23 protein-coding genes, 1 pseudogene and 1 riboswitch are annotated in these 24,743 nt (G+C 73.2%); of the genes and pseudogenes, 15 read left to right on the forward strand and 9 right to left on the reverse strand.

Annotated features, from left to right (window positions below):
- Positions 1-40: 40 nt before the first annotated feature.
- From ACIPSA_RS18175 to ACIPSA_RS18195, 5 genes are all read right to left on the reverse strand, one after another.
- The gene (locus ACIPSA_RS18175) at positions 41-1,468 is read right to left on the reverse strand and encodes an FAD-dependent oxidoreductase (protein WP_402635600.1); all 1,428 of its coding nucleotides are present in this window, start codon (positions 1,466-1,468) and stop codon (positions 41-43) included.
- A complete protein-coding gene (locus ACIPSA_RS18180) occupies positions 1,461-1,760 on the reverse strand; it encodes a (2Fe-2S)-binding protein (RefSeq protein WP_402635602.1) in 300 nt (99 codons plus the stop codon). The genes ACIPSA_RS18175 and ACIPSA_RS18180 overlap by 8 nt, the downstream gene beginning before the upstream one ends.
- Positions 1,757-2,917 (reverse strand): NAD(P)/FAD-dependent oxidoreductase, encoded by a 1,161-nt coding sequence (locus tag ACIPSA_RS18185; protein ID WP_402635605.1) that lies wholly within the window; start codon positions 2,915-2,917, stop codon positions 1,757-1,759. Before ACIPSA_RS18185 ends, ACIPSA_RS18180 begins: the two co-directional genes overlap by 4 nt.
- Positions 2,918-2,972: 55 nt before the next feature.
- Entirely contained in the window at positions 2,973-3,779 is an 807-nt protein-coding gene (locus ACIPSA_RS18190) for a hypothetical protein (protein ID WP_402635608.1), read from the reverse strand.
- Between the two features lie 103 nt (positions 3,780-3,882).
- Entirely contained in the window at positions 3,883-4,245 is a 363-nt protein-coding gene (locus ACIPSA_RS18195; protein WP_402635611.1) for a hypothetical protein, read from the reverse strand.
- Between the two features lie 424 nt (positions 4,246-4,669).
- Here ACIPSA_RS18195 and ACIPSA_RS18200 point away from each other — a divergent pair, with 424 nt between their 5' ends.
- The 11 genes and pseudogenes from ACIPSA_RS18200 to ACIPSA_RS18250 all read left to right on the forward strand — a co-directional run.
- A complete protein-coding gene (locus ACIPSA_RS18200; protein WP_402635613.1) occupies positions 4,670-5,557 on the forward strand; it encodes a glutathione S-transferase C-terminal domain-containing protein in 888 nt (295 codons plus the stop codon).
- A gap of 76 nt (positions 5,558-5,633) precedes the next feature.
- A riboswitch (SAM riboswitch) is annotated at positions 5,634-5,743 on the forward strand.
- 365 nt (positions 5,744-6,108) lie between these two features.
- Complete coding sequence (locus ACIPSA_RS18205; RefSeq protein ID WP_402635616.1) at positions 6,109-7,092, forward strand: amino acid ABC transporter permease; 984 nt, start codon at positions 6,109-6,111, stop codon at positions 7,090-7,092.
- Positions 7,089-7,877: an amino acid ABC transporter ATP-binding protein gene (locus tag ACIPSA_RS18210; protein ID WP_402635618.1), complete on the forward strand. Its 789-nt coding sequence runs from the start codon at positions 7,089-7,091 to the stop codon at positions 7,875-7,877. Before ACIPSA_RS18205 ends, ACIPSA_RS18210 begins: the two co-directional genes overlap by 4 nt.
- A gap of 76 nt (positions 7,878-7,953) precedes the next feature.
- Positions 7,954-8,973: a transporter substrate-binding domain-containing protein gene (locus ACIPSA_RS18215; protein ID WP_402635621.1), complete on the forward strand. Its 1,020-nt coding sequence runs from the start codon at positions 7,954-7,956 to the stop codon at positions 8,971-8,973.
- 49 nt (positions 8,974-9,022) lie between these two features.
- On the forward strand, positions 9,023-9,145 hold the full coding sequence (locus ACIPSA_RS18220; RefSeq protein WP_402635624.1) for a hypothetical protein: 123 nt from the start codon (positions 9,023-9,025) through the stop codon (positions 9,143-9,145).
- Between the two features lie 68 nt (positions 9,146-9,213).
- A complete protein-coding gene (locus ACIPSA_RS18225; protein ID WP_402636660.1) occupies positions 9,214-9,300 on the forward strand; it encodes a putative leader peptide in 87 nt (28 codons plus the stop codon).
- A gap of 76 nt (positions 9,301-9,376) precedes the next feature.
- Positions 9,377-10,579 carry an LLM class flavin-dependent oxidoreductase gene (locus ACIPSA_RS18230; protein WP_402635626.1) on the forward strand — a complete coding sequence of 401 codons (1,203 nt, stop codon included), beginning with the start codon at positions 9,377-9,379 and terminating at the stop codon, positions 10,577-10,579.
- 19 nt (positions 10,580-10,598) lie between these two features.
- Entirely contained in the window at positions 10,599-11,972 is a 1,374-nt protein-coding gene (locus tag ACIPSA_RS18235; RefSeq protein ID WP_402635628.1) for an NtaA/DmoA family FMN-dependent monooxygenase, read from the forward strand.
- Entirely contained in the window at positions 11,969-12,115 is a 147-nt protein-coding gene (locus ACIPSA_RS18240; protein WP_402636721.1) for a hypothetical protein, read from the forward strand. Before ACIPSA_RS18235 ends, ACIPSA_RS18240 begins: the two co-directional genes overlap by 4 nt.
- Positions 12,116-12,181: 66 nt before the next feature.
- A complete protein-coding gene (locus ACIPSA_RS18245) occupies positions 12,182-12,625 on the forward strand; it encodes a GNAT family N-acetyltransferase (RefSeq protein ID WP_402635630.1) in 444 nt (147 codons plus the stop codon).
- A gap of 188 nt (positions 12,626-12,813) precedes the next feature.
- Positions 12,814-13,212 (forward strand): annotated as a pseudogene (locus tag ACIPSA_RS18250) (helix-turn-helix transcriptional regulator); the annotation flags it as partial.
- Positions 13,213-13,594: 382 nt separating this feature from the next.
- Here ACIPSA_RS18250 and ACIPSA_RS18255 read toward each other — a convergent pair.
- Positions 13,595-14,680 (reverse strand): M12 family metallopeptidase, encoded by a 1,086-nt coding sequence (locus tag ACIPSA_RS18255; RefSeq protein ID WP_402635633.1) that lies wholly within the window; start codon positions 14,678-14,680, stop codon positions 13,595-13,597.
- Positions 14,681-14,756: 76 nt separating this feature from the next.
- Here ACIPSA_RS18255 and ACIPSA_RS18260 point away from each other — a divergent pair, with 76 nt between their 5' ends.
- On the forward strand, positions 14,757-16,592 hold the full coding sequence (locus tag ACIPSA_RS18260; protein WP_402635635.1) for a LuxR C-terminal-related transcriptional regulator: 1,836 nt from the start codon (positions 14,757-14,759) through the stop codon (positions 16,590-16,592).
- 234 nt (positions 16,593-16,826) lie between these two features.
- Here ACIPSA_RS18260 and ACIPSA_RS18265 read toward each other — a convergent pair whose 3' ends face one another.
- A complete protein-coding gene (locus tag ACIPSA_RS18265; RefSeq protein WP_402635637.1) occupies positions 16,827-19,430 on the reverse strand; it encodes a CHAT domain-containing protein in 2,604 nt (867 codons plus the stop codon).
- A 132-nt stretch (positions 19,431-19,562) separates the two neighbouring features.
- On the opposite strand from ACIPSA_RS18265, the gene ACIPSA_RS18270 reads away from it, so the two are divergent.
- From ACIPSA_RS18270 to ACIPSA_RS18280, 3 genes are read left to right on the forward strand one after another with little or no spacing between them, the layout of a single operon-like run.
- Positions 19,563-20,999, forward strand: a complete 1,437-nt coding sequence (locus ACIPSA_RS18270; RefSeq protein WP_402635640.1) for a S8/S53 family peptidase — start codon at positions 19,563-19,565, stop codon at positions 20,997-20,999.
- Positions 20,996-21,634: an RNA polymerase sigma factor gene (locus ACIPSA_RS18275; protein WP_402635642.1), complete on the forward strand. Its 639-nt coding sequence runs from the start codon at positions 20,996-20,998 to the stop codon at positions 21,632-21,634. The genes ACIPSA_RS18270 and ACIPSA_RS18275 overlap by 4 nt, the downstream gene beginning before the upstream one ends.
- 14 nt (positions 21,635-21,648) lie before the next feature.
- A complete protein-coding gene (locus ACIPSA_RS18280; protein ID WP_402636663.1) occupies positions 21,649-22,158 on the forward strand; it encodes a hypothetical protein in 510 nt (169 codons plus the stop codon).
- A 428-nt stretch (positions 22,159-22,586) separates the two neighbouring features.
- Here the strand turns inward: ACIPSA_RS18280 and ACIPSA_RS18285 are convergent, their stop codons facing one another.
- Together ACIPSA_RS18285 and ACIPSA_RS18290 are read right to left on the reverse strand one after the other, a co-directional pair.
- The gene (locus ACIPSA_RS18285; protein WP_402635644.1) at positions 22,587-23,810 is read right to left on the reverse strand and encodes a cytochrome P450; all 1,224 of its coding nucleotides are present in this window, start codon (positions 23,808-23,810) and stop codon (positions 22,587-22,589) included.
- 58 nt (positions 23,811-23,868) lie between these two features.
- On the reverse strand, positions 23,869-24,666 hold the full coding sequence (locus ACIPSA_RS18290; protein WP_402635646.1) for an N-formylglutamate amidohydrolase: 798 nt from the start codon (positions 24,664-24,666) through the stop codon (positions 23,869-23,871).
- Between the last annotated feature and the right edge of the window lie 77 nt (positions 24,667-24,743).

Genomic DNA, 24,743 nt, shown 5'->3' on the forward strand with positions numbered 1-24,743 from the left:
TACTGATCGGCGCCGGTGTGCGTCGGAAGGCTGCCGACGCTCAGTCGCACTGTTCCTCGTCCTGTTCCTCGTCCCGCCCGGCCAGGACCCCCAGGGGCACGGGCCGGGCGAGCGGTCGTCGCGCCGGGGTAAGCGGGCATCCGGTGAGCCCGGCGACCGCAGGTCCGCACATCCGGCCCTGGCACCAGCCCATCCCGGCCCGGGTGAGCAGCTTGACCGTGCGCAGGTCGCCGGCGCCGAGACCGCCCACGGCCGCCCGGACCTCACCGGCGGTGACCTCCTCGCACCGGCACACGACCGTGTCGTCCGTGACCCGGTCCGCCCACCCCGCGGGCGGCTCGTACACCGGGTCGAGCGCCGCGAAGAACGCGCGCAGCCGGGTCCGGGCGCGGGCGGCGGCGGCCCAGGCGCGCGGGTCGGGCCGGGTCCCGTGGAGGCGGGCGGCGATCGAGCGTCCGGCGATGTGCCCCTCGGCGAGGGCGAGCGTCGCGCCACCGATCCCGGTGGCCTCCCCGGCCGCCCAGACACCCGGGACATCGGTGCGCTGTTCGCCGTCCACGTGGACGTCCGTGCCGGTCAGGCGGCAGCCCAGCGTCTCGGCCAGGTCGGTGTGCGCCAGCATGCCGTGCCCCACGGCGAGGGTGTCGCAGCGGATGCGGCGTTCGCTGCCGGGCCCGACCCGTCCGTGCGCGTCGAGCGCCGCGACGGTCACCGCCTCCAGGCGGTCCGTGCCGTGCGCCTCGACCACGGTGTGGCGGACGAGGACGCGCACCCGGTGGCGCAGCAGCCGGGCCGCGTACCAGGCGCCCTCGGCGAGCTTGCCGGGCTGTGCGGTCAGGGCGGACGGCCGCCGCAGGAAGGCCCCGGGATCGGCGGACTCGACGAGCGCGGCCACGCGCGCGCCCGCCGCCGCGAGCCCCGTCGCCACGGGCAGCAGCAGCGGTCCGGTCCCGGCGACGACGGCCGTGCGGCCCGGCAGCACCAGCCCGCCCTTGAGCATGGCCTGCGCCCCGCCCGCGGTGAGCACCCCGGGGAGGGTCCAGCCCGGGAAGGGCAGCACCTTCTCGTATCCGCCGGTGGCGAGGAGGACGGCGTCGGCGCGCAGCGCGACACCCTCCTCCTGGGCGGGACCCCGCAGCGCATGCACGACGAAGTGGTCCTCGTCCCCCGCGCCCTCCGACTTCCGCTCCACGCACCAGACATGATGGTCCATCAGGTGCCGGACGTGTCCGGCCGCGATGTAGGAGTCGAGCCCGGCACGCAGCCGCTCCCAGGTCCGCCAGGCGTGGTGGAGGGCCTGGGGGCGGCGCGCGCCGAACGCGGCGGCGGGCTGCCGGTAGAACTGCCCGCCCGCCTCCTCGGCCGCGTCGACGAGAGTGACCCGCACTCCGCGTGCGGCCGCCGCCAGCGAGGCGGCAAGGCCCGCCGGGCCCGCCCCGACCACGGCGAGGTGCGGTCGCTCAGTCATCGTGGCCCGTCCCCTCCTGCGTGAGGATCGTGTCGCCGGGCCGTACCGGAACCAGGCAAGCCCGTTGATTCGGGCGGCCGTTGACGGTCACCAGGCAGTCGAAGCACACCCCGATGCCGCAGAACACCCCGCGCGGGCGGCCCTCGCGCCGCGTGGTGCGCCACGCGGTCACGCCTGCCGCCCACAGAGCCGCGGCGACCGTCTGGCCGGGCAGCGCCTCGACCGTCCGGCCGTCGAACGTGACCGTGAACGCGGGGCCCGGTCGCGCCCCGGCCAACTCAAGGGGATTCACGGGGTGTTCACCTCGTCTCCGTGGAAGCGCTCCGGCCGGAAGGGCCAGAGGTCCAGCTCCGGCGTTCCTCCGCCCAGCACCTGGGCGATCAAGTGTCCGGTGCCGGTGGCGAGTCCGATGCCCGCGCCCTCGTGCCCGCAGGCGTGGAACAGCCCGGGCACGCGCGGGTCGGGGCCGATCGCGGGCAGGTGGTCGGGCAGGTACGGCCGGAAACCCGCGTACGTGCGCAGTGCCCGGACCCGCGCCAGGAAGGGGAACAACCGGGTCGCACCGGCCGCCAGCGCCCGTACGGCCGGCAGGGAGAACGACCGGTCGAAGCCCACCCGTTCGCGGCTCGCGCCGATCAGCACCGACCCGGCGGCCGTGCCCTCGACGACCGGCGAGGTCTTCAGCGAGGCCGAGTCGCTGGCCACGTCGGCCACGTAGTCCGCCGCGTAGACCTTGTGCCGGACCAGCCGGGGCAGCGGCTCGGTGACCAGGACGAAGCCGCGCCGGGGGAGTACCGGAAGGTGGACGCCCGCCAGGGCGGCCAGCTCGCCGCCCCAGGTCCCGGCGGCGTTCACCACGGCCGGCGCGTGGATCTCGCCGTGGTCCGTGCGGACGCCCCGCACCGCCCCGTTCCGCGCGCGCGGCACGGCGGTCACGGTCCGGCCGGTGAGGAGGCGGGCGCCCGAGGCGCGTACCAGGTGGGCGGCGGCCAGGGCCGGCATGACCTGGGCGTCCTGGGGATAGTGCACCCCGCCCGCGAGGCCGGGTGCCACATGGGGTTCCAGATCGCGCAGCCGGCCCGCGTCCACCGTCTCCGCGTCGACCCCGGCGGCCCGCTGGCCGGCCGTGAACCTTTCCAGGGCGGCGAGTGCTTCGGAGGTCTCGGCGACGACGACACCGCCCTTGGGCTCGTACTCGATCGCGTCCCCGGTCTCCCGCGCCAGCCCGGCCCACAACCGGCCCGACAGCAGGGCGAGTTCCAGCTCCGGACCCGGTTCCTTGTCGGAGACGAGCAGGTTCCCCTCGCCGGCGCCGGTGGTGCCGCCGGCCACCGGCCCGCGGTCCACCACGATCACGTCGAGACCCGTCCGCGCCGCGTACAGCGCGCAGGCCGTGCCCACCATCCCGGCCCCGACCACCACGACATCGCAGGTCAGTCGCTTCCCCACATCAGTACTATGTCACATGTCGCTGTGTGTGGGGAGGGCCGCGCCGGGGGAGGGTTCAGTCGAACTGGCTCGGGTTGGCGGTCGGGGTCTTCCCGGCGAGGACGTCCTGCAGCCGCCGGGCGCCCGCCTCCACCGCGCTCACGGTGCTGGGGTGATCGGCGCCCGACGGGCCGCCGTTGGTGACCGTGGCCCCGGAAGCACCGACCCGGAGCGCGGCGACGTCCTGGGTGAGCGTGACCGGCTGTCCGTCCGCGGTGCCCTGCACCGTCACCGTCAGCCCCTGCACGGCGTCGCCCGCTTTCGGCAGCCGGAGCTCGATGACCTGGACCGTCCGCTCGCTGCCGTCGGAGGCCTTCGCGGTGAACTGGGCGCACTTCTGCGGGAGGGTCTTCATCCAGTCCAGGGACTTCGTCAGCGAGTCCTTGCCGTAGTCGCCGACCTGGTAGAGCAGCCGGTAGTCGTTCGCGGTGAAGCCGGTGAGCGCCGACGCGCCGGTCGCCCGGCCCAGCAGGGTGTCGGAGTACATGCCGTCGAGGAGCTTCTGGCAGTCGGCGGCGCTGGCCTTCCCGCTGAGGAACTGGGCGACGTCGACCTTGCCGACGAGCAGCTGGTTGCGCCAGGTCGCCGCGTTGTTGACCTCCGTCCAGGGGCTCTCGATGTCGGCCGCGGTGATCAGCGCGGCCTTCGCGCCGGGTCCGGTCAGGGCGGCGGTGGCGGACGGGGACGGCGGGCGCTCGGCCGCGGGCGTGACCTCCGCCGCCTCGGGGGACCCGCCGCCGTCCGAGCAGGAAGCCGTGGCCAGCAGCGCCCCTGCCGCCAGGGCCGAGGCGAGGACTCGTGCGGGACGGGACGGACGGTTCATCGCGCGGCCTCCTGGTAACGCGGTACGTGCTTCCACGCCACCACCGGTCACCGCGGCCGACCAGTGCACCGGGCCCGTTCGGGTGAGGGGCCCGGCGGGGCGCTCACGCCGGACCGCTTCCCTCGCCGGGCCGGCCGGGCCGACGGTGACGCAGGTGGGGGCGGTGCCCGGTGCGGTGCCCGGGGCGGGGCGGCGACGGCCGTCCGGCGCGGCCGGCGCGTTCGGGTGTCGTCACGTCGACCCGGCGTCCGCCGCAGCGGGGGCAGACCGCGTCCGAGAGGGGCGAGCGCAGGGCCCGGCCCGCCTCGTCGAGGTACTCCTGGGTGTACAGCGAGGTCGGGTCGGTGAAGAACACCACCTGGAAGACGGCCTGCCAGACGTACCCGCAGTCCGCGCAGGCGAACACGAACGTCTCGGGCACGGCACCCGGCACCGCGCCGGCCCCGGGGTGTGGGTCGTCCGCCATCGGATCCCGCTCCCTCCGCACACGTCGGCCGACTTCCTCCAGCGCACCCTCCCGCCCGTCGCGCGGCAACTTGGAGGCCGTCGGTCACCGGGACCGCGGTCCGCCCGTCACCAGCCCGGTGTCCCAGTCGTGGACGCCCCCTTGACGTGGCGCGGAGGCCGATCGACACTCCAGATGGGAATCCTAGTGAATGGATAGGGAAACATGGGGCGCCTTGACACGGTCACCGGCAGAGTGAGCCGTACCCCGGGGCCGTCGCCTCTTCTGACCTCCCGTCGTCACATCGACCTGCTGCGTGTCTGCAGCGCACGATCAGCCTCCTGAGCCGATCCGGCCGCCGGGCCCTGTCGTCGGCCCGGCGCCCATCCACCGACGAACGCTTCCGCCGCGCGTACGTCCGCGCGCCCGTATCCCGGGGAGACGCATGTCCATCACTCCGCTCGCCGCCGTTCCCTCCACCCGCCGGCCCGCCCCCGCCTTCCGGGGCAGAGTCGGCCGGGGTGCCCGCAGCGGCCACTACGCCGTGCCGCGCCGCTACCGCCTCCATCTGTCCACCGCCTGTCCGGACGGCCTGCGCCTCGCCGTCGGCCACAGCCTCCTCGCCCTCGACGACATCTGTCCCGTGACCTTCCTGCCCGCCGTCCCCGACTGCCCCGGCGGCGGCCACTGCGCACTGCGTCCGCTGTACGAGGCCAGCGCGCACCGGTACACCGGACCGGCCCTCGCGCCGGTGCTCAGCGACGACTGGTCCGGACGGATCGTCAGCACCCACACCCCGGACATCCTGCGCGACCTGGACCGCTGCTTCGGCGACGACCGCACCACGCTCCACCCGTGCGGAGCGCAGGCGGAGATCGAGGCCGTCGGGCGGCTGTGTGCGGAGGGCGTCGAGGAGGCCGGGCAGTGCGCCGGACGGGCCGACGCCGACCCGGCGGAGCGCGCCGCCGCGCTCGACGTGCTGCTCGGCACCCTGGGTGAGCTGGAGCGGCGGCTGGCCGGACAGGAGTACCTCGTCGACGGCCGACTCACCGCGGCCGACGTCGAGTTGTGGGTGAGTCTGGTCCAGCTCGACACCGTGCACCGCCACCATCTGGACGCCTCCGCCGTGCACCGCATCGCCGGCCACCCGGCGCTGTGGGCGTACGCCCGGCGCCTGGCCGCGCACCCGGCCTTCGGCGCCCACCTCGACCTCGACGGCATCGCCCGCCGCCATCACGCCCGTTGCCAGGGCCTGGAGGCGGCCGGAGCCGCCGTCCAGATCCTGGACTGGGCCGGCCACGCGGCGGACGCCCCGGGATGTCTGCGCAGGTGAGAGCGGGTTGATCCGTTCCATCAAGTGGACACATGTTGACATTCGTTCGGGTGACTGCGTTACTTACGCCCAGAACGGTCATGAGCGTCAGCGACAAGCCCTGGCTTGCTGACCGGCAACCCTCGCACCGCGGTGGGGTGCCCCAGGTGACGACCGGACCGGATGACGTTTCGGTAAGCGCGAAGGCCCAACCGGGCCCGAACAGTGACAGGTGACGCCATGTACGCAGCTCCCAGGACGGCCGCGAGCCGTCCGCAGGGTTGCGTACCGGCGTACGCGAACCTCCTTGTCGCCAACCGCGCCGTCGATCTGCTCCGGGTCAACAGCGCACTGTGTACCGCATCGGGCCGTGCCCGCTGTCGGGGCTGACGCCACCTCCCAGCCCCCGCGTTCCTGACGAACACCGCCCGAGCGGTGTGCCGTTGTCCGCCCAGCCCCCGTCCCGTGCGTCTCCGTCGTACCGCTTCATGCCGCTTCGTGCCGTAGTGCCGCCGTAGTGGTCCGCGTACGACTCGCCACGGTCCGGGATTCCGACTCCGCCGGAGCCCGTCATGAGTGAACCACCAGGCGCCGTCGTGTCCCTCGTCGAGGAGGCACCACCCGCCGACACCCCGTCAAGAACCCTGACAGCACAGCGAGTTCAGCCGCTGCGCCGCCCCGGCCGGTGGATCGTCACCGCCGTCGTGCTGGTGCTCGTCGCGCAGATCGCCCACGGCCTGGTCACCAACCCCTTCTACCAGTGGGACCGCTTCCGCTACTGGTTCCTGCGCCCCACCGTCCTCGACGGTCTGGTCATCACTCTCGAAGTCGCCGCGCTCAGCGCGGTCCTCGGCCTCCTCGGCGGCATCCTGCTCGCCCTCGGACGCCTCTCCGGCAGCCCGGTGCTGCGCGCCGTGAGCTGGGTGTACACCTGGCTCTTCCGCTCCGTGCCGCTGATCGTCGTCCTGATCTTCCTCTACAACTTCAGCGCCCTGTACAAGACGGTGAGCCTGGGCATACCGTTCGGACCCGCCTTCGTCACCTTCGACGAGTCCAGGCTGGCCACCGACCTGACCGTCGCCGTGATCGGCCTCAGCCTCAACGAGGCGGCCTACGCGGCGGAGGTCGTCCGCGGTGGCATCCTCTCCGTCGACCAGGGCCAGCACGAGGCGGCGGCGGCCCTCGGCCTGCCCAAGCGCTACCAGTTCACCCGGATCGTCTTCCCGCAGGCTCTCAGATCCATCACCCCGAACTACGTCAACCAGCTCATCGGTCTGATCAAGAGCACCTCCCTGGTGTTCTACGTGTCGCTGCTCGACCTGTTCGGCACGGTGCAGAGCATGGGCAGCACCTACCCCGGCGACATCGTGCCGCTGCTGCTGGTCGCCACCGTCTGGTACCTGCTCCTCACCAGCGCCGTGTCCGTCGTCCAGTTCTACGTCGAGCGGTACTTCGCCCGGGGCGCCACCCGCACCCTGCCGCCGACACCGTTGCAGAAGGCGCGGGCCGCACTCACCGAGCTGCGGGCCCGGCTGCGCCGGGAGGCCGCCGTATGACCAGCACCAAGACCCTTGAGCCGGCCCCCGCCGCCCTCGAAGTGCACGACGTCCACAAGTGGTACGGCACCCACCGCGTCCTCGACGGCATCGACCTGACCGTGCGCCCCGGCGAGGTCACCGTCGTCCTCGGCCCCTCCGGCTCCGGCAAGTCCACGCTGCTGCGGGTGATCAACCACCTGGAGAAGCCCGAGATCGGCTACGTGAGTGTCGGCGGCGAGCTGATCGGTGTGAAGCGCACCGGCGAGCGCCTCAAGGAGCTCAGCGAGCGCGCCATCCTGGCGCAGCGCAGCCGGATCGGCTTCGTCTTCCAGAACTTCAACCTCTTCCCGCACCTCACCGTCCTCGACAACGTGGCCGCGGCCCCGGTCGCCACCGGCAGGCTGACCAAGTCCGAGGCGCAGGAGCTGGCCCGCGAACTCCTCGGCCGGGTGGGCCTCGGCGAACGGATCGGCGCCTACCCGCGGCAGCTGTCCGGCGGCCAGCAGCAGCGCGTGGCCATCGCCCGAGCCCTCGCCCTGCGCCCCGGGATCATCCTCTTCGACGAACCGACCTCGGCGCTCGACCCCGAACTCGTCGGCGAGGTGCTCGCCGTCATCAAGGACCTGGCGACCAGCGGCACCACGCTCGTCATCGTCACCCACGAGATCGGATTCGCACGCGAGGTCGCCGACCGGGTCGTCTTCATCGACGGCGGAAGGATCGTCGAACAGGGCCCGCCCGCCCAGGTGCTGGACAACCCCCGGCACGAGCGCACCCGGGACTTCCTCAGCAAGGTCCTGTGACCCCGCGCGGCACCGCGCCCCCCCCGACTTCCCCCCACACCACCCTCATCACCCTTTCTGAACGACAAGGACGGCCATGCCCACCCAGATCTCCCGACGCAGCCTGATACGCGGCATCACCGCGGCCACCGCGGTCGCCACCCTGGCCACCGGGCTCGCCGCCTGCGGGGGCGACAGCGACGCCGCCACCACCACCGACACCGCGGGCACGGTGACCGTCGGTCAGCTGTCCAACGGCGCTGCCACGGAGACGAAGCTCAAGGTCTCCGAGGTGAAGTCCATCAGCGCCGAACTGCCCGCCGCGATCCGCAAGGGCGGCACCCTGAAGCTGGGCATCGGCATCCTGCCGGACGGCTTCCCGCCGCTGGCGTACGTCGGCAGCGACCAGAAGAGCATCACCGGTGCCGAACCGGATCTCGCCCGTCTGGTCGCCGCGGTCCTCGGACTGAAGCCGGAGTTCTCCAAGGCCACCTGGGAGAACATGTTCGTCGGTATCGACAGCGGGAAGTACGACGCCGCCTTCGCCAACATCACCGACACCGAGGAGCGCAAGAAGAAGTACGACTTCGCCTCCTACCGCAAGGACAACGTCGGCTTCGAGGTGCTGAAGAAGAGCACCTGGAACTTCGACGGGAACTACGAGAACCTCGCGGGCAGGACGGTCGCCGTCGACAACGGCACCAACCAGGAGAAGATCCTCCTGGAGTGGCAGGCGAAGCTGAAGAAGGAGGGCAAGAACCTCACCGTCAAGAACTTCGCCAGCAAGAACGCCACGTACCTGGCGCTGACCGGCGGCAAGATCGACGCCTACTTCGCCGCCAACCCCGGTGTCGCCTACCACATCACCCAGACCGCCAAGTCGCCGAACCCGACCCGCAGCGCGGGCACCTTCTCCGGCGCCGGCGCCACGCTGCAGGGCCTGATCGCGGCGACCACGAAGAAGGACAGCGGTGTGGCCAAGCCGTTCGCCGACGCCATCGACTACCTGATCAAGAACGGCCAGTACGCCAAGTGGCTGGCGGCCTACAACCTCTCCAACGAGGCCGTCGACAAGGCCGAGGTCAACCCGCCCGGCCTGCCGCTCGACAACTCCTGATCCCTTGCGGGCTCATTGTCGGGACAGCGTACGAAAGGACGCCGCCACCGTGGTGCAGCAGAACGGAGTCCGCGGCGGCGGAGCCCTGGACAACGCCGTGTGGGCCGCTCTCGACGGCCCGCACGCCCCCCTCGCCGAGCCTGGAACATCCGCGGCGGGCAGCGCGTTGTGACTCATGACGAGGTGTTTTCGGCGCCGCCCGCCGCGGCCTGCCGATCCCGACGCACGGAGGTGACGGACGTGACACGTGTCCTCCGCTCCGTCCTCCTGCACTCCCGGCCCCACATAGACCTCCAGCGCGTGGCCGGCGCGCTCTGTCGCGCCTGACCGTTGCCCTGCCGCCGTGCCCCCGTGTCTGTGCGGGCCGGCGCCGTCGTACGGACTTCAAGGAAGGCACCCACTCGTGTCCTCGACACCCTCTTCCCCCCTGCACCTCGCCGTCGCCCTCGACGGCACCGGCTGGCACCCGGCCGCCTGGCGCGAGCCCGTGGCCCGCCCCCGGGACCTGTTCACCGCCCGCTACTGGGCCGACCTGGTCGCCGAGGCCGAGCGCGGCCTGCTCGACTTCGTGACCATCGAGGACGGCCTCGGCCCGCAGTCCTCGCTCTTCCTCGAACCGGACGAGCGCACCGACCAGGTACGCGGACGCCTCGACGCCGTCCTCACCGCCGCCCGCATCGCCCCGCTGACCCGGCACATAGGCCTGGTGCCGACGGTGGTGGCCACGCACACGGAGCCGTTCCACATCTCGAAGGCGATCGCCACTCTCGACTACGTCAGCACCGGCCGTGCGGGCCTGCGCGTGCAGGTCACCGCCCGGCCGAACGAGGCCGCGCACTTCGGCCGCCGCACCGTCCCCCGGATCGAGGCCTACGACAGTCCGGCCGCCCAGGACCTGGTCACCGACCTCTTCGACGAGGCCGCGGACCATGTGGAAGTCGTCCGCCGCCTCTGGGACAGCTGGGAGGACGACGCGGAGATCCGGGACGCGGCCACCGGCCGCTTCATCGACCGCGACAAGCTCCACTACATCGACTTCGAGGGGCGGCACTTCAGTGTCAAGGGCCCCTCCATCACCCCTCGGCCGCCGCAGGGCCAGCCGGTCGTCACCGCCCTGGCGCACGACACCGTCCCGTACCGGCTGGTGGCCCGCCAGGCCGACGTCGGTTATGTCACCCCGCACGACACCGACCAGGCCCGCGCGATCGTCGCCGAGATCCGCGCGGAGCGGCAGACGGCGGGCCGCGCCGCCGAGCCCCTGCACGTCTTCGGGGACCTCGTGGTCTTCCTCGACGACGACCGGGGCGAGGCCACGGCCCGGCGCGAGCGCCTCGACGAGCTCTCGGGCGAGCCGTACACCAGCGACGCCCGCATCTTCACCGGCACCCCTGCCCAACTCGCCGATCTCCTGCAGGAGTTGAGCGAGGCCGGGCTCACCGGTTTCCGGCTGCGACCCGGCGTGCTGGGCCACGACCTGCCACGGATCACCCAGGGCCTGGTGCCCGAGCTCCAGCGCCGGAACCTCTTCCGGCACGCCTACGAGGCCGACACCCTGCGCGGCCTGCTCGGGCTCGCCCGCCCCGCCAACCGCTACGCAGCCGCCTGAGCCGGAGGACCGCACCGACATGAGCAAGCCGCTGAAGCAGATCCACCTGGCCGCGCACTTCCCCGGCGTCAACAACACCACCGTGTGGAGCGACCCGGCCGCCGGCAGCCACATCGAGTTCAGCTCCTTCGCGCACTTCGCGCGGACCGCCGAACGCGCCAAGTTCGACTTCCTGTTCCTCGCCGAGGGACTGCGCCTGCGCGAACAGGGCGGGAAGATATACGACCTCGACGTCGTCGGCCGCCCCGACACGTTCACCGTGCTGGCCGCGCTCGCCGCCGTCACCGACCGCCTCGGCCTGACCGGCACCATCAACTCCACCTTCAACGAGCCCTACGAGGTGGCCCGCCAGTTCGCCAGCCTCGACCACCTCTCCGGCGGCCGCTCCGCCTGGAACGTGGTCACCTCCTGGGACGCCTTCACCGGCGAGAACTTCCGGCGGGGCGGCTTCCTGCCCCAGGAGGAGCGGTACTCCCGCGCCAAGGAGTTCCTGGCCACCGCGAACGAGCTCTTCGACTCCTGGCACGGCGACGAGATCCTCGCCGACCAGGCCACCGGCACCTTCCTGCGCGACGCCAAGGCCGGCGCCTTCGTCCACCAGGGGCAGCACTTCGACATCCACGGCCGCTTCAACGTGCCGCGCTCCCCGCAGGGCCGCCCGGTGATCTTCCAGGCCGGAGACTCCGACGAGGGCCGTGAGTTCGCCGCGTCGAGCGCCGACGCGATCTTCAGCCGGTACGCCACCCTCGACGGCGGCCAGGCCTTCTACACGGACGTCAAGTCACGCCTCGCCAAGTACGGCCGCCGCCCCGACCAGCTCCTGATCCTGCCCGCCGCGAGCTTCGTCCTCGGCGACACCGACGCCGAGGCGGCGGAGCTCGCCCACGAGGTCCGCCGCCAGCAGGTGAGCGGGGCCACCGCGATCAAGCACCTGGAGTTCGTCTGGAACCGGGACCTGTCGTCGTACGACCCGGACGGCCCGCTGCCCGACATCGATCCGAACGTGGGCGAGGAACACATCTCCCGGGGCCGCGCCCAGGTCCGCATGTACCGTGACCCGCTTGCCATCGCCCACGAGTGGCGCGAGCTGGCCGCCGCCAACAAGTGGTCCATCCGCGACCTGGTCATCGAGACCGGCAACCGCCAGAACTTCATCGGCTCTCCGGCCACCGTCGCGCGGACCATCAACGACTACGTGCAGGCCGACGCGAGCGACGGCTTCATCCTCGTCCCGCACATCACGCCCGGCGGCCTTGACGTCTTCGCCGACAAGGTCGTCCCGCTGCTCCAGGAGCAGGGCGTGTTCCGCACCGAGTACGAGGGCACCACCCTGCGCGACCACCTCGGTCTCGCCCTTCCCGATGAGGTACGGGGCCGGCGGGCGGCGTCGTGAAGTTCCTCGCCGTCACCCTGATCGTGCACCGCCCGGATCCGGTCACGGGGGCCGACGAGTCGCTCATCGCGATGGCCACCCACGACCACGCGGATCGGGTGCGGTCGTACGAGCTGCTCGCGCAGGAGCGGCGACGGAGGTGACATGCCGCCGGGGTCGCTCCTTCCGGACGGGGCGCCCCCGGCCCCGGTCCTGACATGATCGGCACCATGACCCTCCGTATAGCCCCCGCCGGCGTCACCGACATCCAGCAGGTCCTCGCGGACCACTCCCGCTACTGGGGCGCGCGCGACCTGCGCGGGCTGCATCTTCTGGCGCTGGTACAGGAGTTCGGGTCCACCTGCCTGGTCGCGCGCGACGAGAAGGAGGAGATCCGCGGATACCTCATCGGCTTCGTCACCCCGGACCGCACCGGATACGTCCACCTCATCGCCACCCGGGACGACACCCGCGGCACCGGCCTCGGCCGCGCGCTGTACTCCGCCTTCACCGACGCGGCCCGCCGGCAGGGCGCCGTCCGGCTGAAGGCGATCACATCCGTCACCAACGAGGGCTCGGTCGCGTTCCACCGCAGTCTCGGCTTCGAGGCACGGATCGAGAAGGAGTACGACGGGCCCGGTGAGCCTCGGGTCGTCTTCAGCCGGGCCCTGTAACCGGCCTTCGACCCGGTCCGCCGGCGCAGCCGGCAACGGATGCGCTCTTGTGGACACTGGCCACAACGAAGCGGTCGGGGTTTTGTGACCGTGGTCTTGTCGCACCCGACCGGAGCGGGCACAGGATGTCGGGTGCGGCAGGCTTGGTCCTTCCTGACGTTGGTGATCGAAAGGGAAGGAGGCCGGGGTTGCTGGATCGGCTGAACCAGGCCATGGAGCACATCGAGGGAAACCTCGACCAGCACATCGAGGTGTCCGCGCCGGCCCGGATCACGGTCACGTCGGAGTACCACTTCCGGCGGCTGTTCTCGTCACTGGCGGGGATGCCGCTGTCGGAGTACATCCGACGTCGGCGGCTCACCGTCGCGGGAGCCGAAGTACTGGCCGGGGAACCGACCTTGCTGGAGATCGCGATCCGCTACGGCTACACCTCGGGGGAAGCCTTCGCCAGGGCGTTCCGCGCCGTGCACGGCGTCGGACCCGGCGAGGCCAGGCGTACCGGCGCGGCTCTGAACTCGCAGCCCCGGCTGTCCTTCCGCCTCACCGTCGAAGGGAACAGCACCATGCGGTACCGCATCGTGCGACGCGCAGCTGTGGATCCCGGTGACCCGCACCGCCGTCTGAGCCGGCGCCGAGTGACGTTCCGGGGACGAGGCGCCCGGCCCCGGAACACGCGGATCCCCGGCTCGGAGACCCAGCGGCACCGCCTCGGCGCACACTCCGTGTTCGAGCAGCGCGGTCAGGGGGTGGCAAGAGCACGGGGTGAGAACAGGTCCGGCAGCAACGACTCTGTCCGCGCCCACTGCGCGTCAGCCAACGACATGACCAGGCCAACGATCAGATGATCGGACCGTCAGGCGCGACGCGCCGTGCGGCCGAGGAACGTCACCCTCCCCCGAAGGCCACGTTCCCCGACCGCTCCCCCGGCGCCGGACTGTGGCCCGGACATCCGCGTGGCGGCCCGTGCTGTCACCAGCACATGACGGCCGTCTCTCCCGAACCCCACGTGGAGTACAGGCGGACGCGGACGAAATAGCGGCGGCCCTTGACGAGCCGGACCCTGACCGTGGCGTTGTGCGGTGCGCCCCCGTCGTCCTGGCCGCACAGGTAGCGCGGCTCGCCGTCGCGCTCCTCGAACACCACGACCACGCTGTCGCCGTCCCCGAACGTGCCCACGGTGTACTCGCGGGTCTCCGGCGGCTCGATCGCGAAGTCGGCCTGCTCGCCGGGACCGAGGCGCAGCGGCGCCGAGCGGAACGGGACCAGCGCGGCAGGCCGGGGCCGGTCGGCCGGCGGGTACCAGCGGAGCACGAACTCCTTGTCGGCCGGGGACATGGTGCCGGGCGGGTGCAGCCCCCCGCGGAACTGCTCCGGCTCCAGGATCAGCCCCGACGAGAAGGGGTACTCCATGATGGACTGCGGGTCCCACACCGAGCCGTTGACCTCGGAGGGGTCGAGCTTGCGCAGGATGTTGAAGAACGTCTTGTCCCGGCTCCAGAAGTTCGGCGGGCCCGCCAGGTCGGCGTACACGGCCTCGTCGTCCCAGTGGATGCCGGCGAACGGGCTCTGGTGCTCGTGCAGCATGCCGAGCGCGTGCCCGATCTCGTGCAGGGCCGTACCGCGCTGTCCGGGTGCGGTCAGGTCCCAGCCCAGGTTCATGGTGCGCTCGTTCAGGCCGACGGAGAGCGCGTCCCGGCCCACCGTCGACCAGGAGCCGTCGCCGGGCTGGAAGCCGATCCTGAGCTCCGCCTCGCGGCGGTCGGCGACCTCCGTGAACGACACCCCGACGCCGAGGTCCTGCCACTCCCGGAAGCACTCGCGCACGACGTCCCGCTGCTCCTCGGCGCCGGCCCACGCCACCCGGCGGGTCTCCCCGGTGCCCGGGACGGGGATCACCGAGGCGTCGGTGTCGGCGTCGAAGAAGTAGTAGTGCAGGGCCGTGCCGTTGACCCACATCTGCCGCCCGCTCAGCAGCGCGCTCAGCCGTTCGGCGGCCAGCCCCGGTGCGTAGGACGGGGCCGGCTGCTGCGGGAGCGAGCAGTAGCGCTGGGTCATGGGCCAAGCCTGCCGCCGGCCCCTCCCGGGCGCCTGAGTCGGGGGATACTCAAGTCCCCCTGTATCAGGGGTGAGTATGCGGGCTCTTCATGTCGTGACGACCTACGCACAGGACGCGAAGACCCTCGAACTGCCCTGGCCGTTCACCGGCCGGGAGGACGAACTGGAGCTGATCCGCCGGTCCCTGACCGCGGGACGCCACGGCATCGTGGTGACCGGGCCGGCCGGCTTCGGCAAGACCCGGCTCGTCACGGAGGCCGTGCGCGGCACCGACGCCGCCCGGGTGACCGGGACGCCCGAATCCCGTGGGCTGCCCTTCGCCGCGTTCGCGCACCTGTTGCCCGAGTCGGTCTCGCTGCACCGCGCGGTGCGGATCCTGTCCGGTGTACGACTGCTCGTGGTGGACGACGCCCACCTGTTGGACGAGGCCTCGGCCGCCCTGGTCCACCAGCTCGCCGTGCACGGCCACACCCGTCTGGTCGTGGTCGCCGCGGACGGCGTCCCGGTGCCCGGCGCCGTGTCCCGGCTGTGGACCGGCGAGCTCCTCCCGCGGCTGGCCCTGGAGCCGCTGCCCCGCGAGGAGACCGCACAACTGCTCGCCCGGGGCGCGGCCCTGGAGCCCCTCACCGTGAACCGGCTGCACCGGGTGTGCGGCGGGGACCTGCGGCTGATGCGTGAGCTGCTGGGCGTGCTGCGCGAGTCCGGGCCGCTGACCCGTGTCCCTGACACGGACGACTGGGCGTGGCGTGGCCCGGTGCCGGTGACCGCCACCGTGCGCGAGCACGCCGCCGCCCTCCTGGACCGCCCCGGCCCCGGCGAGCGCGAGACCCTGGTACGCCTCGCCTTCGCCGAACCCCTGCCGCCGCACGTGGACGAGGTCGACCTGGACGTCCTGGAACGCCTGGAGGCGGACGGTCTGATCCGCGTCGACGACCGGGGCGCCGTCCACCTGGCCCGTCCCCCGCACGGCCCGGCGCTGCGGGCCACCGCCGGACGGTTGCGGGCGCGGCGGCTGGCCCGTACGCCGGAGCAGTGCCGAGCGGCCCTGGAGGCCGAACGGGACGCGCTGGTACGCGGGATCGAGGACATGGACGTACGGGGGGTGTCGACGCCGGTGGGGGAGTGGCTCGCGGAGGAGGGAGCGCCCGTGCCGGCCGGCTACGCGGCCGTACGCGCCCGGTACGCGCGGCTCCGGGGGGAGCTGCGGGAGGCGGCGGCCTGGGCGAGGGAGGGGCTGCGGTGGACGCCGGGCGACGCGTCCTGCCGTGCGGAACTCGCCCGGGCCGCCGCGCAGTCGGGAGAGGCGACGGCCCCGGACGAGGCGGCGGCACACGGTGAGGCCGACGGCACCTCGCGGGGAACCGCCGGGGACGACGTGTACGCCCGTTACGAGGCCGTACGGCTCGGCACGCCTGAGCGGTTCGAGCGGATCGAGCAGATCGAGCAGATCGAGCAGATCGTCGAACGGCCGCCCGCCGACGGAGTGTTCGGCCGTCACGCCGACGCGCTGGCGCGGGGCGACGGGCCCGCCCTGGACCGCGCCGCCGAGGCACTGGAGGAGCGCGGTTTTCTGTTGTTCGCGGCCGAGGCACACGCCCAGGCCGTCCGCGCGCACCGCGACCCGCGTGCCGCCCGCGCGTCCCGCACCCGCGCGGTCGCCCTGGCCCGCCGCTGCCAGGGCGCCCGCACCCCGGCACTGTCCGGCCTGGTCCTGGGCGAACTCACCGCCCGGCAGCGGCAGATCGTCACCCTCGCGGCCACCGGGCTGAGCAACCGGCAGATCGCCGAGCGGCTGACCCTGTCCGTCCGGACCGTCGGGAACCACCTCTACGGCGCCTACACGCGCCTGGGCGCCGGCGACCGGGACGCCCTGCCCTGGCTGGTCGAGCTGCCGGTCACGGAGTCGGCCTGACACGGCCCTCGAAGCGGTGCGGCGGGCGGGTGATCGCACGGCGCCCGCGGCACGGCGCCCGGGCACGGCGCCCGGGCACGGCGCGCCGCGCCTGAACGCGCCACGGTGGGCGAACACACGTACAGGTCCCGGACGGTGGCGGCGGCGCGCCGGAGCTCGGCGTACGCGCGTTCGACGGGGGCGAGCGGCGTCACGTCTCACCCCGGCGTCACAGCCCGTCGTATCCGGCCCGCGTCACGCCGCGCCGAACGCCGCGAACGCCCAGCCCGTCGCCTGGTGCACCGCGTCCCCGGGCAGCGCGGCCCTGGCGTCGCGCAGGGCCTCGGCCAGGGAGAGACCGGCGCCCAGCCCCTTGTGCAGGGCCAGCATCAGCGGCACCACCGCCGCGTCGTTGACCGGCGCACTGCTCGCCACCACCCCGGCCGTGCCCAGCGGCAGCAGCGCCGTGACCAGACCGAGCAGCTCGTCGGCGCCGACCGAGGCGAGCCGCGCGGTGTCGCAGCTGGACAGGATGATCCGGTACGGACTGCGCGCGAGGCGCTCGAAATCGTGCACGATGAGCGGGCCGTCGGCCATCCGCAGCGAGGAGAACAGCGGGCTGTCCGCACGGAACGTGCCGTGCGCCGCGATGTGGGCCAGTGCCGCGCCGTCGAGTTCGTCCAGCACGCGGGGCACCTGTGCGTCGTCGTGCTCCAGGACCTTCGCCGCGCTGTACCGGCCGGCCAGTTCGGGTACCTCCGCGCCGCCGGTCGCCAGGCCCGGGCCGCGGACCAGGACGTGCGCCCCGCCCGGCGGCGGCTCGGTCTCCCGGGCACGCAGCCAACTGCCCGCCGACGGCGACACGCTGAGCACCCGGTCCCGCAGCGCGGGCAGCAGGGCCCAGGTCACGCGGTGCAGCGCGCCGGGCGGGACCACCACGACCGGCCCGGAGCCGAGGTGCGCTGCGGCCCCGCCCAGCAGCAGCTCCTGCAGCCGGCACCCCGCCGCCTCCACCAGCGGAAGGCGTGCCTCCGCCCCGGGGTGGGCGAGTCGCCGCAGCCCCGCCTGCACATGCTCGGCCTCGGCCACCGCCTCCGCGAGCATCCCGCCCTCGAACCGCCGTACCCGCCCCTGCCCGCACAGCAGCACGTGCACGCGCCCGTCGAGCACGGCCAGTTCCACCAGCCGCCCGTCGCCCAGCCGGTCCAGCAGCCGGGCGGGGTCGAAGCGGTCGCCGTAGCCGGGCGCGTCGCCGTGCATGTGGTGGGTGCGGGAGCGGATCTCCCGTTCCAGGCGCCGCTGTTCGCGCTCCAGGGCGGGCACCGGGCGCCCGTCCATCCGTGCCTTCTCCGCACGGTCCGCGATCTCCCGGAACGCGGTCAGGCCGCTGAGCAGCGCCGGGTCGGCAGGCGGCCGGGTGGGCGGCGTGGACAGCACCGTGGCCCGCCAGCGCTCGCTCCACACCAGCAGCCGGCGCGGTCCGCCCCGCGCGAGGCTGGCCTGCTGGGCCAGCGCGGCGAGTTCCGCACCCTGCGCGGTGGCGCGGGCCCGCAGCTCCGAGGCGCCCAGCGTCATCCGGTGGTCGTCGAGGACGTCGAGCCCGCGCCGGCAGGCCTCCAGGACGCCCCGTCCGGAGCCGGCCGCCCGCGCCCGCAGCGCCTGCGCGGCCCAGCCCGTCATCCGGGCCAGCGGCGGCCCGCCGCGTCTGCTGCGCGCGGCCACGGCCAGATGCCGCTCCGCGTCCGCCGTCCAGCCCAGCGCGAGCGCGATCCGGCCCGCGAGCAGGGAGGCCTCCGGCGCGGACGGTGAACCGAAGGCCGCCAGCCGCTCGGCGACCGCGGCCGCGTCCGCGACCAGCCGCCCCGAGCGGCGCCCCGCGGCCACCCGGGCCTCGATCATCACCAGCCGCGCGTGCGTCTCCCACCAGGTGCGCCGCTGCCCGGCGAACAGCCGTACGGCGACGGCGGCCCGCGCGATGGCGGTGTGCGGGTCCCCCGCCGACCGGGCGGCCCGCGCGGCCGCGAGCAGCAGCTCGGCCTTGCGGGTGGACTGACCGCCGATCTCGTCCAGCACCGCGATCGCCGCGTCCGCCTCGGCCAGCGCCTCCGGGGCAAGACCGGCGGCCATCAGCACCTCGCAGCGCCGGATGTACAGCATGAAGGTCGGCGTGCCGAGCTTGGCGTACCGCTCCTCGGCCTCGTCCAGCAGCCGCAGCGCCGCCGGGATGTCACCCGACCGGAACGCGGTCAGACCCCGGCTCTCCACCGCGTCGGCCTTGTCGTGCTCCTGGCCGGTGGTGTCCCACAGCCGCTCGGCCGACGTGAAGTCGGCGTCGGCCCGGTCCACCGCGCCGAGGGCCAGATGGACGGTGGCCCGCAGGGTCAGCGCCCGCGCCGTCCAGATCACGTCGTCCGCCTGACGCAGGACGGGTATGGCCCGGCGTACGTCCTCCAGAGCCTGGCCGTGGTGGCCCAGCACCCACCAGACGTAGGCGCGCCGGTACAGGACCCGGGCCCGGGTGTGGCCGCTGCCGCGCGCGACACCGCGCTCGAACGCCGCCAGCCCCTGCCGCGTGCGCCCCGCGTGCACCAGTGCGACCCCCAGCGTGGCGAGGACGTCCGCCTCCCGGTCGGGGGACTCGGCGCGTGCCGCCAGGTCGCGGGCGCGCCGCAGATGGCGCAGCGCGATGCGCATGTCGCCGAAGTCCCGCTGCCAGATGCCGATCACCTGGTGCCCGACCGAGGCGTGCAACGGCGACGGATCGGCGTCGAGCACCAGCTCCGCCCGCGTCAGCGCCTCGTTGGGGGCGGCGAACACCATCGGCAGCAGTTCGAGAACCGAGTCGCTTCCCGCTGTCACCCCTCGGATGGTAGTGGCGTGCGGATGTACGTCCTACACGTCATACGGGTTTGGTGCCGTCTCCGTCGGCTGTATCAATCGGGGGTTCCGCCGCTCTGACTGACGACCACCGCCTCAGTGGGAGGACACGCCATGGCACCTCAGCGATTCCACGAGCAGTTCGACCAGATCCAGCGCTCGATGCCCGACGTCCCCCTGGCGATGGGGCCGGACGACTCCGCCGAGTTCTTCTACGAGAAGGGCGTCGTCCTCGCCCGCGACGGCGAGGAGGCACAGGCGGTCGAGGACACCGTGCGTGCGCACTTCACGCAGACCACCGGCCTGGTCGCGGACCATGTGCGCCGGGCGGGCCCCGCGGAGAACCGGACGGGCATCACCCGTATCCAGGTCGGCGACCCGGGCCACGGGGACCGTAGCGGCGACCGCGCCGTCACGCACGCGCTGCGGGCCCTGCGGGAGGCGGAGGGACGCCGGGGACACCGGCTGGTCAGCCGCAACCACGTGGTCTCCATCGCGGTCAACGCCTGTCCAGGAGACGAACCCGTCCCCGTCCCACTCACCCAGCCACCGAACCCGGCGGCCGCCGAGACGCCGTACGACCCGGAGACCGCCGTCGGAGTCCTCGTCATCGACACCGGTCTGATGCGCGACTACCGCTCCTACCCGCTGCTCGCCCACACCGAGGGCGACGGCCAGGTCGGCGAGACCGACGACGCGGGCGTCCTCCAGCAGTACGTCGGTCACGGCACCTTCATCGCCGGGCTCGTCGCCGCCGTCGCGCCCAACACCGACGTGTCCGTCCGCAACACCCTCAACGACGCGGGCGCCGTCCTGGAGTCCGACTTCGGCGCCAAGCTGTTCGAGGCCGTCGACCGGAACGGCTGGCCCGACATCATCAGCCTCTCCGCGGGCACCTCCAACGGCCGCACCGACGGTCTGCTCGGCGTCGACGCCTTCATGCGGGAACTGCGGGCGCAGGGCACCCTGTTGGTCGCCGCGGCCGGCAACAACGCCAGCGCCACCCCGTTCTGGCCGGCCGCGTACGCCTCCCTGCCCGACTACGAGGACGCCGTCCTGTCGGTCGGCGCGCTGCGCGGCGACGGCGAGTTCGGCGCCTGCTTCAGCAACCACGGCTCCTGGGTGAAGGTCTACGCCCCCGGCGAGCGCCTCACCAGCGCCCTCACCGGCTTCGACGCGCCCGTGCCGTACGTGTACCAGCACTCCACGTACGACGCCTGCCGGTTCGGCTTCACCTACGCCTGCACCTGCCAGTACCCGCGCCACACCGGCGTGTTGAGCGAGGGGCGGGAGAGCACCTCGGGCAAGCCGGACCAGGTGATGTTCGAGGGGTTCGCGCAGTGGAGCGGGACGTCGTTCGCCACGCCGGTCGCCGTCGGGCTCGTGGCCGCCCATATGACGGCGCACAAGGAGCGCGACCCCCGCGCGGCGCGCAGGCAACTCCTCGAAACGAACACCGAGTACGCGGAAGTGCGCGGGGCGCACGTAGCGGCGCTCCGTCCGTCCACCTGGCGTCCGGTGCCCGTCGTTCGAGTGGCACCTCCCGCATGAGGGCCGGAACCATCCCCTCCACGGCGTACGATGACATGCCGTACACGAGGGGTGAGGCCGTGGACCGAGCAGAGGTCGGCGCGTTGGTCCAGTCCGCCGTCGACGGCGACGCGGCGGCCTGGAAGGCGCTCGTTGAGAGGTTGAGCCCACTGGTGTGGTCCGTCGTGCGTGCGCACCGGCTCTCCGACGCCGACGGCCACGAGGTGTACCAGACCGTGTGGTTCCGCTTCGCCCAGAACCTCGGCCGGATCCGGGAACCGGACAAGGCGGGGTCCTGGCTGGCCAGCACGGCACGGCACGAGTGCCTGAAGGTGATCAGGGGTCTGACGCGGCTGATGCCGACCGACGATCCGCAGGTCCTGGACCGGGTCAGCGAGGACCGCACGCCCGAGCAGTCCCTGATCGACTCCGAGGAGGCGGCCGCCGAGGCCGAGCGCATCCGGTGGCTGTGGCAGGAGTTCGAGGAACTCGGCGATCGCTGCCGGCAGCTGCTGCGGGTCCTGATGGCCTCGCCGCCGCCGAGCTACGTCGAGGTGTCCGCCGCACTGGGTATCGCGGTGGGCAGCATCGGACCGCTGCGCCAGCGCTGTCTGCGCAGGCTGAAGGCACGACTGGACGCACGGGGGGCGCTGTGAGCGGCAACAACGGCATGCACGGCAGGGGCGGGAGGGCCGACGACGGATTCGCCCCGGACGAGTCCCTCGACGATGCCGGGTTCGACGCCGACTTCGATGCCGGACTCCTGGAGGAGGAGCTGCGCCAGGCGGCCGCCATCCTGGACCCGGTCCCCGCCGAACTGCGCCAACTGGCCATCGAGGCCTACGCGTTGCACGACCTGGACGCCCGGATCGCAGAGCTGACCTTCGACTCCCTGGTCGACGCCATCCCGGTGAGGGGGGCGACGGACCCGCCGCGGATGCTCACCTTCCGCGCGGGCGAACTGACCGTCGACGTCGAGGTCACCGGTGAGGGCCTGATGGGCCAGGTGCTACCGCCGCAGTCGGCCCGGATCGAGGTGCTCGGCGGCCCGCAGGCAGCCGCCCAGGTCCCGGTCGACGCGATGGGCCGCTTCACCAGCGACATGTCTCCCGCGGGTCCGTTCGCGTTGCGGCTGCGGGCCGGTGGGGATGTGATCGTGACGGAGTGGCTCAGGGCCTGAGCTCCGGCCACGGGTCCTGCTGTCGGACGGTTGGACGGTTGGACGGTTGGGCGGGGCCTGTGGGCTGGTGGCGGTTGTCCGGGTTCTGGCCGGGGCGTGGGGCGGCTTCGCCGCTGACATGCCCCCTCGTGGGCCGGGGAGCATCGCGGCTGCGGGCCGGTGGGGATGTGCCGGCGGCGAAGTGACTCCGGGCCTCAGTTCCGGCCTCAGTTCCGGCCTCAGTTCCGGCCTCAGTTCCGGCCTCAGTTCCGGCCGCGGGCACGGCCCGCAGGCCGGGTGTCGTGCCGGGTGTCGTGCCGGGTGTCGTGCCGGGTGTCGTGCCGGGTGTCGTGCCGGGTGTCGTGCCGGGTGTCGTGCCGGGTGTCGTGCCGGGTGTCCGCGGCTGTTCAGGTCCCGGTCGGGGGGCGGGGCTGTGGGGTGTGCGGGTGTCACCAGGTGACGGGCAGGGTCTGCGGGCCGCGGATCATGGTCTTGCGGCGCCAGGGCACCTCGTCGGGCGGGACTGCCAAGCGCAGGCCCGGCAGCCGGGCCAGGACCGTGTCGACCAGCAGCTCGGTGAGCAGCCGGCCGAGGACGGCACCGGTGCAGTGGTGGGGGCCGTTGCCGAAGGCGAGGTGCGGATTCGGGTCACGGTCGGGGTCGATGCGGTCCGGGTCGGGGAAGACCGCCGGATCGCGGTTGGCGGCCAGATAGGAGACGTAGACCGGCTCTCCCGCCGCGATGCGCACGCCGTGCAGTTCGACGTCCTCCAAGGCGATGCGGGCCAGGCCGACGGTGCTGCGGTGCGGAATGTAGCGCAGCAGTTCGTCGAGGACGGTGCCGCGCGCCTCGGGACGCGCCCGCACCCGGTCCCGCAGCTCGGGCCGGGTGAGCATCAGGAAGAGCATCTGGCCGCAGTTGTGGGTGACGGCCTCGCCGCCGATCTGCAGCGGCCCGGCCAGGCCGACCGCCTCCTCCTCGCTGATCCCGCCCCGGGCCACCGCGGCCCCGAGCAGGGAGTACACGCAGTCGTCGGTGCTGTCGGCACGGCTCCGGATCGTCCCGGCGATCCACCCGTACAGGCCGTCCTTCGCCCGGTCGGCGGCCTCGGCCCCGCCGGAGGTGCATATGATCTGCCGCGTCCAGGCGTGCACCCGCTCGCGGTCCCCGGCGGGCACGCCCATGACCTCGCTGACCACGGCGATCGGGAACGGCTCCAGCACCCGCTCGATCAGATCGGCGGGCGGCCCGTCCCGTACGACCCGGTCCATCATCCCGTCGAGGATCTCCTGCGCACGGGGCCGCAGCCGCTTCATCGCCGCCATGGTGAACACCCCGGCGACCGGCTTGCGCAGCCGGTTGTGGTCGGGCTGGTCGGCGAACGCCAGCGAACCCGGACGCGGACCGAAGTGCGGCGCCAGCCGCGTCACCCGGCGCCGGGTGACCTCCGCGCGGCTGAACCGAGGATCGCTGGTGATCACCCTGACGTCCTCGTAGCGGGTGGCCAGCCATGCCCAGCCGTCGCCGAACGGAAGACGGATACGGGTCAGCGGACCCTCGCGCATGAGGTCCGCGAGGACCGGGTCGAACTCCGTCCCCTCCAGGTCGAGGGCGGGCCAGTCCCGCACGGGCAGCGACGCCCGGCCGGTGAGCGTGCCTGTCTCCTCGGTCATGGCCTCCACCCTGGTACGGAGGCCGTCCCCTGTCCTGCGGAGGTGCTCCAGCCGGACGTCAGCGGCCGACGCCGTCGACCAGGGACGCCAGCGCCGACGCGAGACGGGACAGCCCGGGCCCGGCCGGCCCGCCGGGCTCGGTCATGTACGTGTCCCGGCGGATCTCCACCATCAGCGCGCCGACCCGGGGGTCCTTCCCGTAGAACTCCAGGGGCACATACGCCCCGCTGAAGGGGCTGTCGAGTTCCGTCCGCCCGCAGCCGGCGAACGCCTCGCGGGCCAGCTCCGCCAGCCCGGCCGGTGTGTGGAAGGCGTCGGTGCCCAGGCAGACCGCCGGCCGCGGGCCGTCGCCGTGCAGCTCGTAGGGCAGCCGCGAGGCCGGGTAGGAGTGGACGTCGATCACCACGGCCCGCCCGGTGGCGGCGAGCCGGTCGCGCACCGCCTCGGTCATCGCCCGCGCGTACGGCCGGAAGTAACGCTCGATCAGCGGCACCGGGTCGGTGTCCGCGGGGCGCAGGGGAGCGCGGTGCGTGGTGCGGGTGTAGACGGCCCCCATCCCGACGGAGAGCATTTCCTCCCGCTCGTCCGGGAACCGCTCCGGGTCGACGACCAGCCGTGACAGCCGGTTCACGAACCGCCAGGGGGTCACGCCCGCCGCTTGCGCCGCGGCTTCCGCGATCCGGGCCGTGTGCGCGTCGACGATGTGGTCGAGCTCCCGTTCCAGCGCCGCGTCGTCCAGCACGATCCCCTCGCGCACCGCGGACGGTATCTCCCGTGCGGAGTGCGGCACATGAAGGATCACCGGTGAGTCGTCGGCGCCGGGCAGGAGCTCGAAGGACGGTGCGGCAGGGGTCATGGGCTGCTCCCGGGGCGTTGTCGGCGGCGTGTTGCATGATCGAAGGTGCCACATCGAGCGACGAGCACGTGGCCGGG

It is taken from the genome of Streptomyces sp. NPDC086549, assembly GCF_044746205.1.
Lineage (GTDB): Bacteria > Actinomycetota > Actinomycetes > Streptomycetales > Streptomycetaceae > Streptomyces.

What these genes read in the sequence shown, in the direction of transcription:
- ACIPSA_RS18235 (WP_402635628.1), top strand. Translation starts at nt 10,599, where the DNA reads ATGAGCAAGCCGCTGAAGCAGATCCACCTGGCCGCGCACTTCCCCGGC.
- ACIPSA_RS18210 (WP_402635618.1), top strand. Translation starts at nt 7,089, where the DNA reads ATGACCAGCACCAAGACCCTTGAGCCGGCCCCCGCCGCCCTCGAAGTG.
- ACIPSA_RS18255 (WP_402635633.1), bottom strand. Translation starts at nt 14,680, where the DNA reads ATGACCCAGCGCTACTGCTCGCTCCCGCAGCAGCCGGCCCCGTCCTAC.
- ACIPSA_RS18275 (WP_402635642.1), top strand. Translation starts at nt 20,996, where the DNA reads ATGAGGGCCGGAACCATCCCCTCCACGGCGTACGATGACATGCCGTAC.
- ACIPSA_RS18195 (WP_402635611.1), bottom strand. Translation starts at nt 4,245, where the DNA reads ATGGCGGACGACCCACACCCCGGGGCCGGCGCGGTGCCGGGTGCCGTG.
- ACIPSA_RS18280 (WP_402636663.1), top strand. Translation starts at nt 21,649, where the DNA reads ATGCACGGCAGGGGCGGGAGGGCCGACGACGGATTCGCCCCGGACGAG.
- ACIPSA_RS18245 (WP_402635630.1), top strand. Translation starts at nt 12,182, where the DNA reads ATGACCCTCCGTATAGCCCCCGCCGGCGTCACCGACATCCAGCAGGTC.
- ACIPSA_RS18260 (WP_402635635.1), top strand. Translation starts at nt 14,757, where the DNA reads ATGCGGGCTCTTCATGTCGTGACGACCTACGCACAGGACGCGAAGACC.
- ACIPSA_RS18205 (WP_402635616.1), top strand. Translation starts at nt 6,109, where the DNA reads ATGAGTGAACCACCAGGCGCCGTCGTGTCCCTCGTCGAGGAGGCACCA.
- ACIPSA_RS18215 (WP_402635621.1), top strand. Translation starts at nt 7,954, where the DNA reads ATGCCCACCCAGATCTCCCGACGCAGCCTGATACGCGGCATCACCGCG.
- ACIPSA_RS18290 (WP_402635646.1), bottom strand. Translation starts at nt 24,666, where the DNA reads ATGACCCCTGCCGCACCGTCCTTCGAGCTCCTGCCCGGCGCCGACGAC.
- ACIPSA_RS18190 (WP_402635608.1), bottom strand. Translation starts at nt 3,779, where the DNA reads ATGAACCGTCCGTCCCGTCCCGCACGAGTCCTCGCCTCGGCCCTGGCG.
- ACIPSA_RS18285 (WP_402635644.1), bottom strand. Translation starts at nt 23,810, where the DNA reads ATGACCGAGGAGACAGGCACGCTCACCGGCCGGGCGTCGCTGCCCGTG.
- ACIPSA_RS18200 (WP_402635613.1), top strand. Translation starts at nt 4,670, where the DNA reads ATGTCCATCACTCCGCTCGCCGCCGTTCCCTCCACCCGCCGGCCCGCC.
- ACIPSA_RS18270 (WP_402635640.1), top strand. Translation starts at nt 19,563, where the DNA reads ATGGCACCTCAGCGATTCCACGAGCAGTTCGACCAGATCCAGCGCTCG.
- ACIPSA_RS18175 (WP_402635600.1), bottom strand. Translation starts at nt 1,468, where the DNA reads ATGACTGAGCGACCGCACCTCGCCGTGGTCGGGGCGGGCCCGGCGGGC.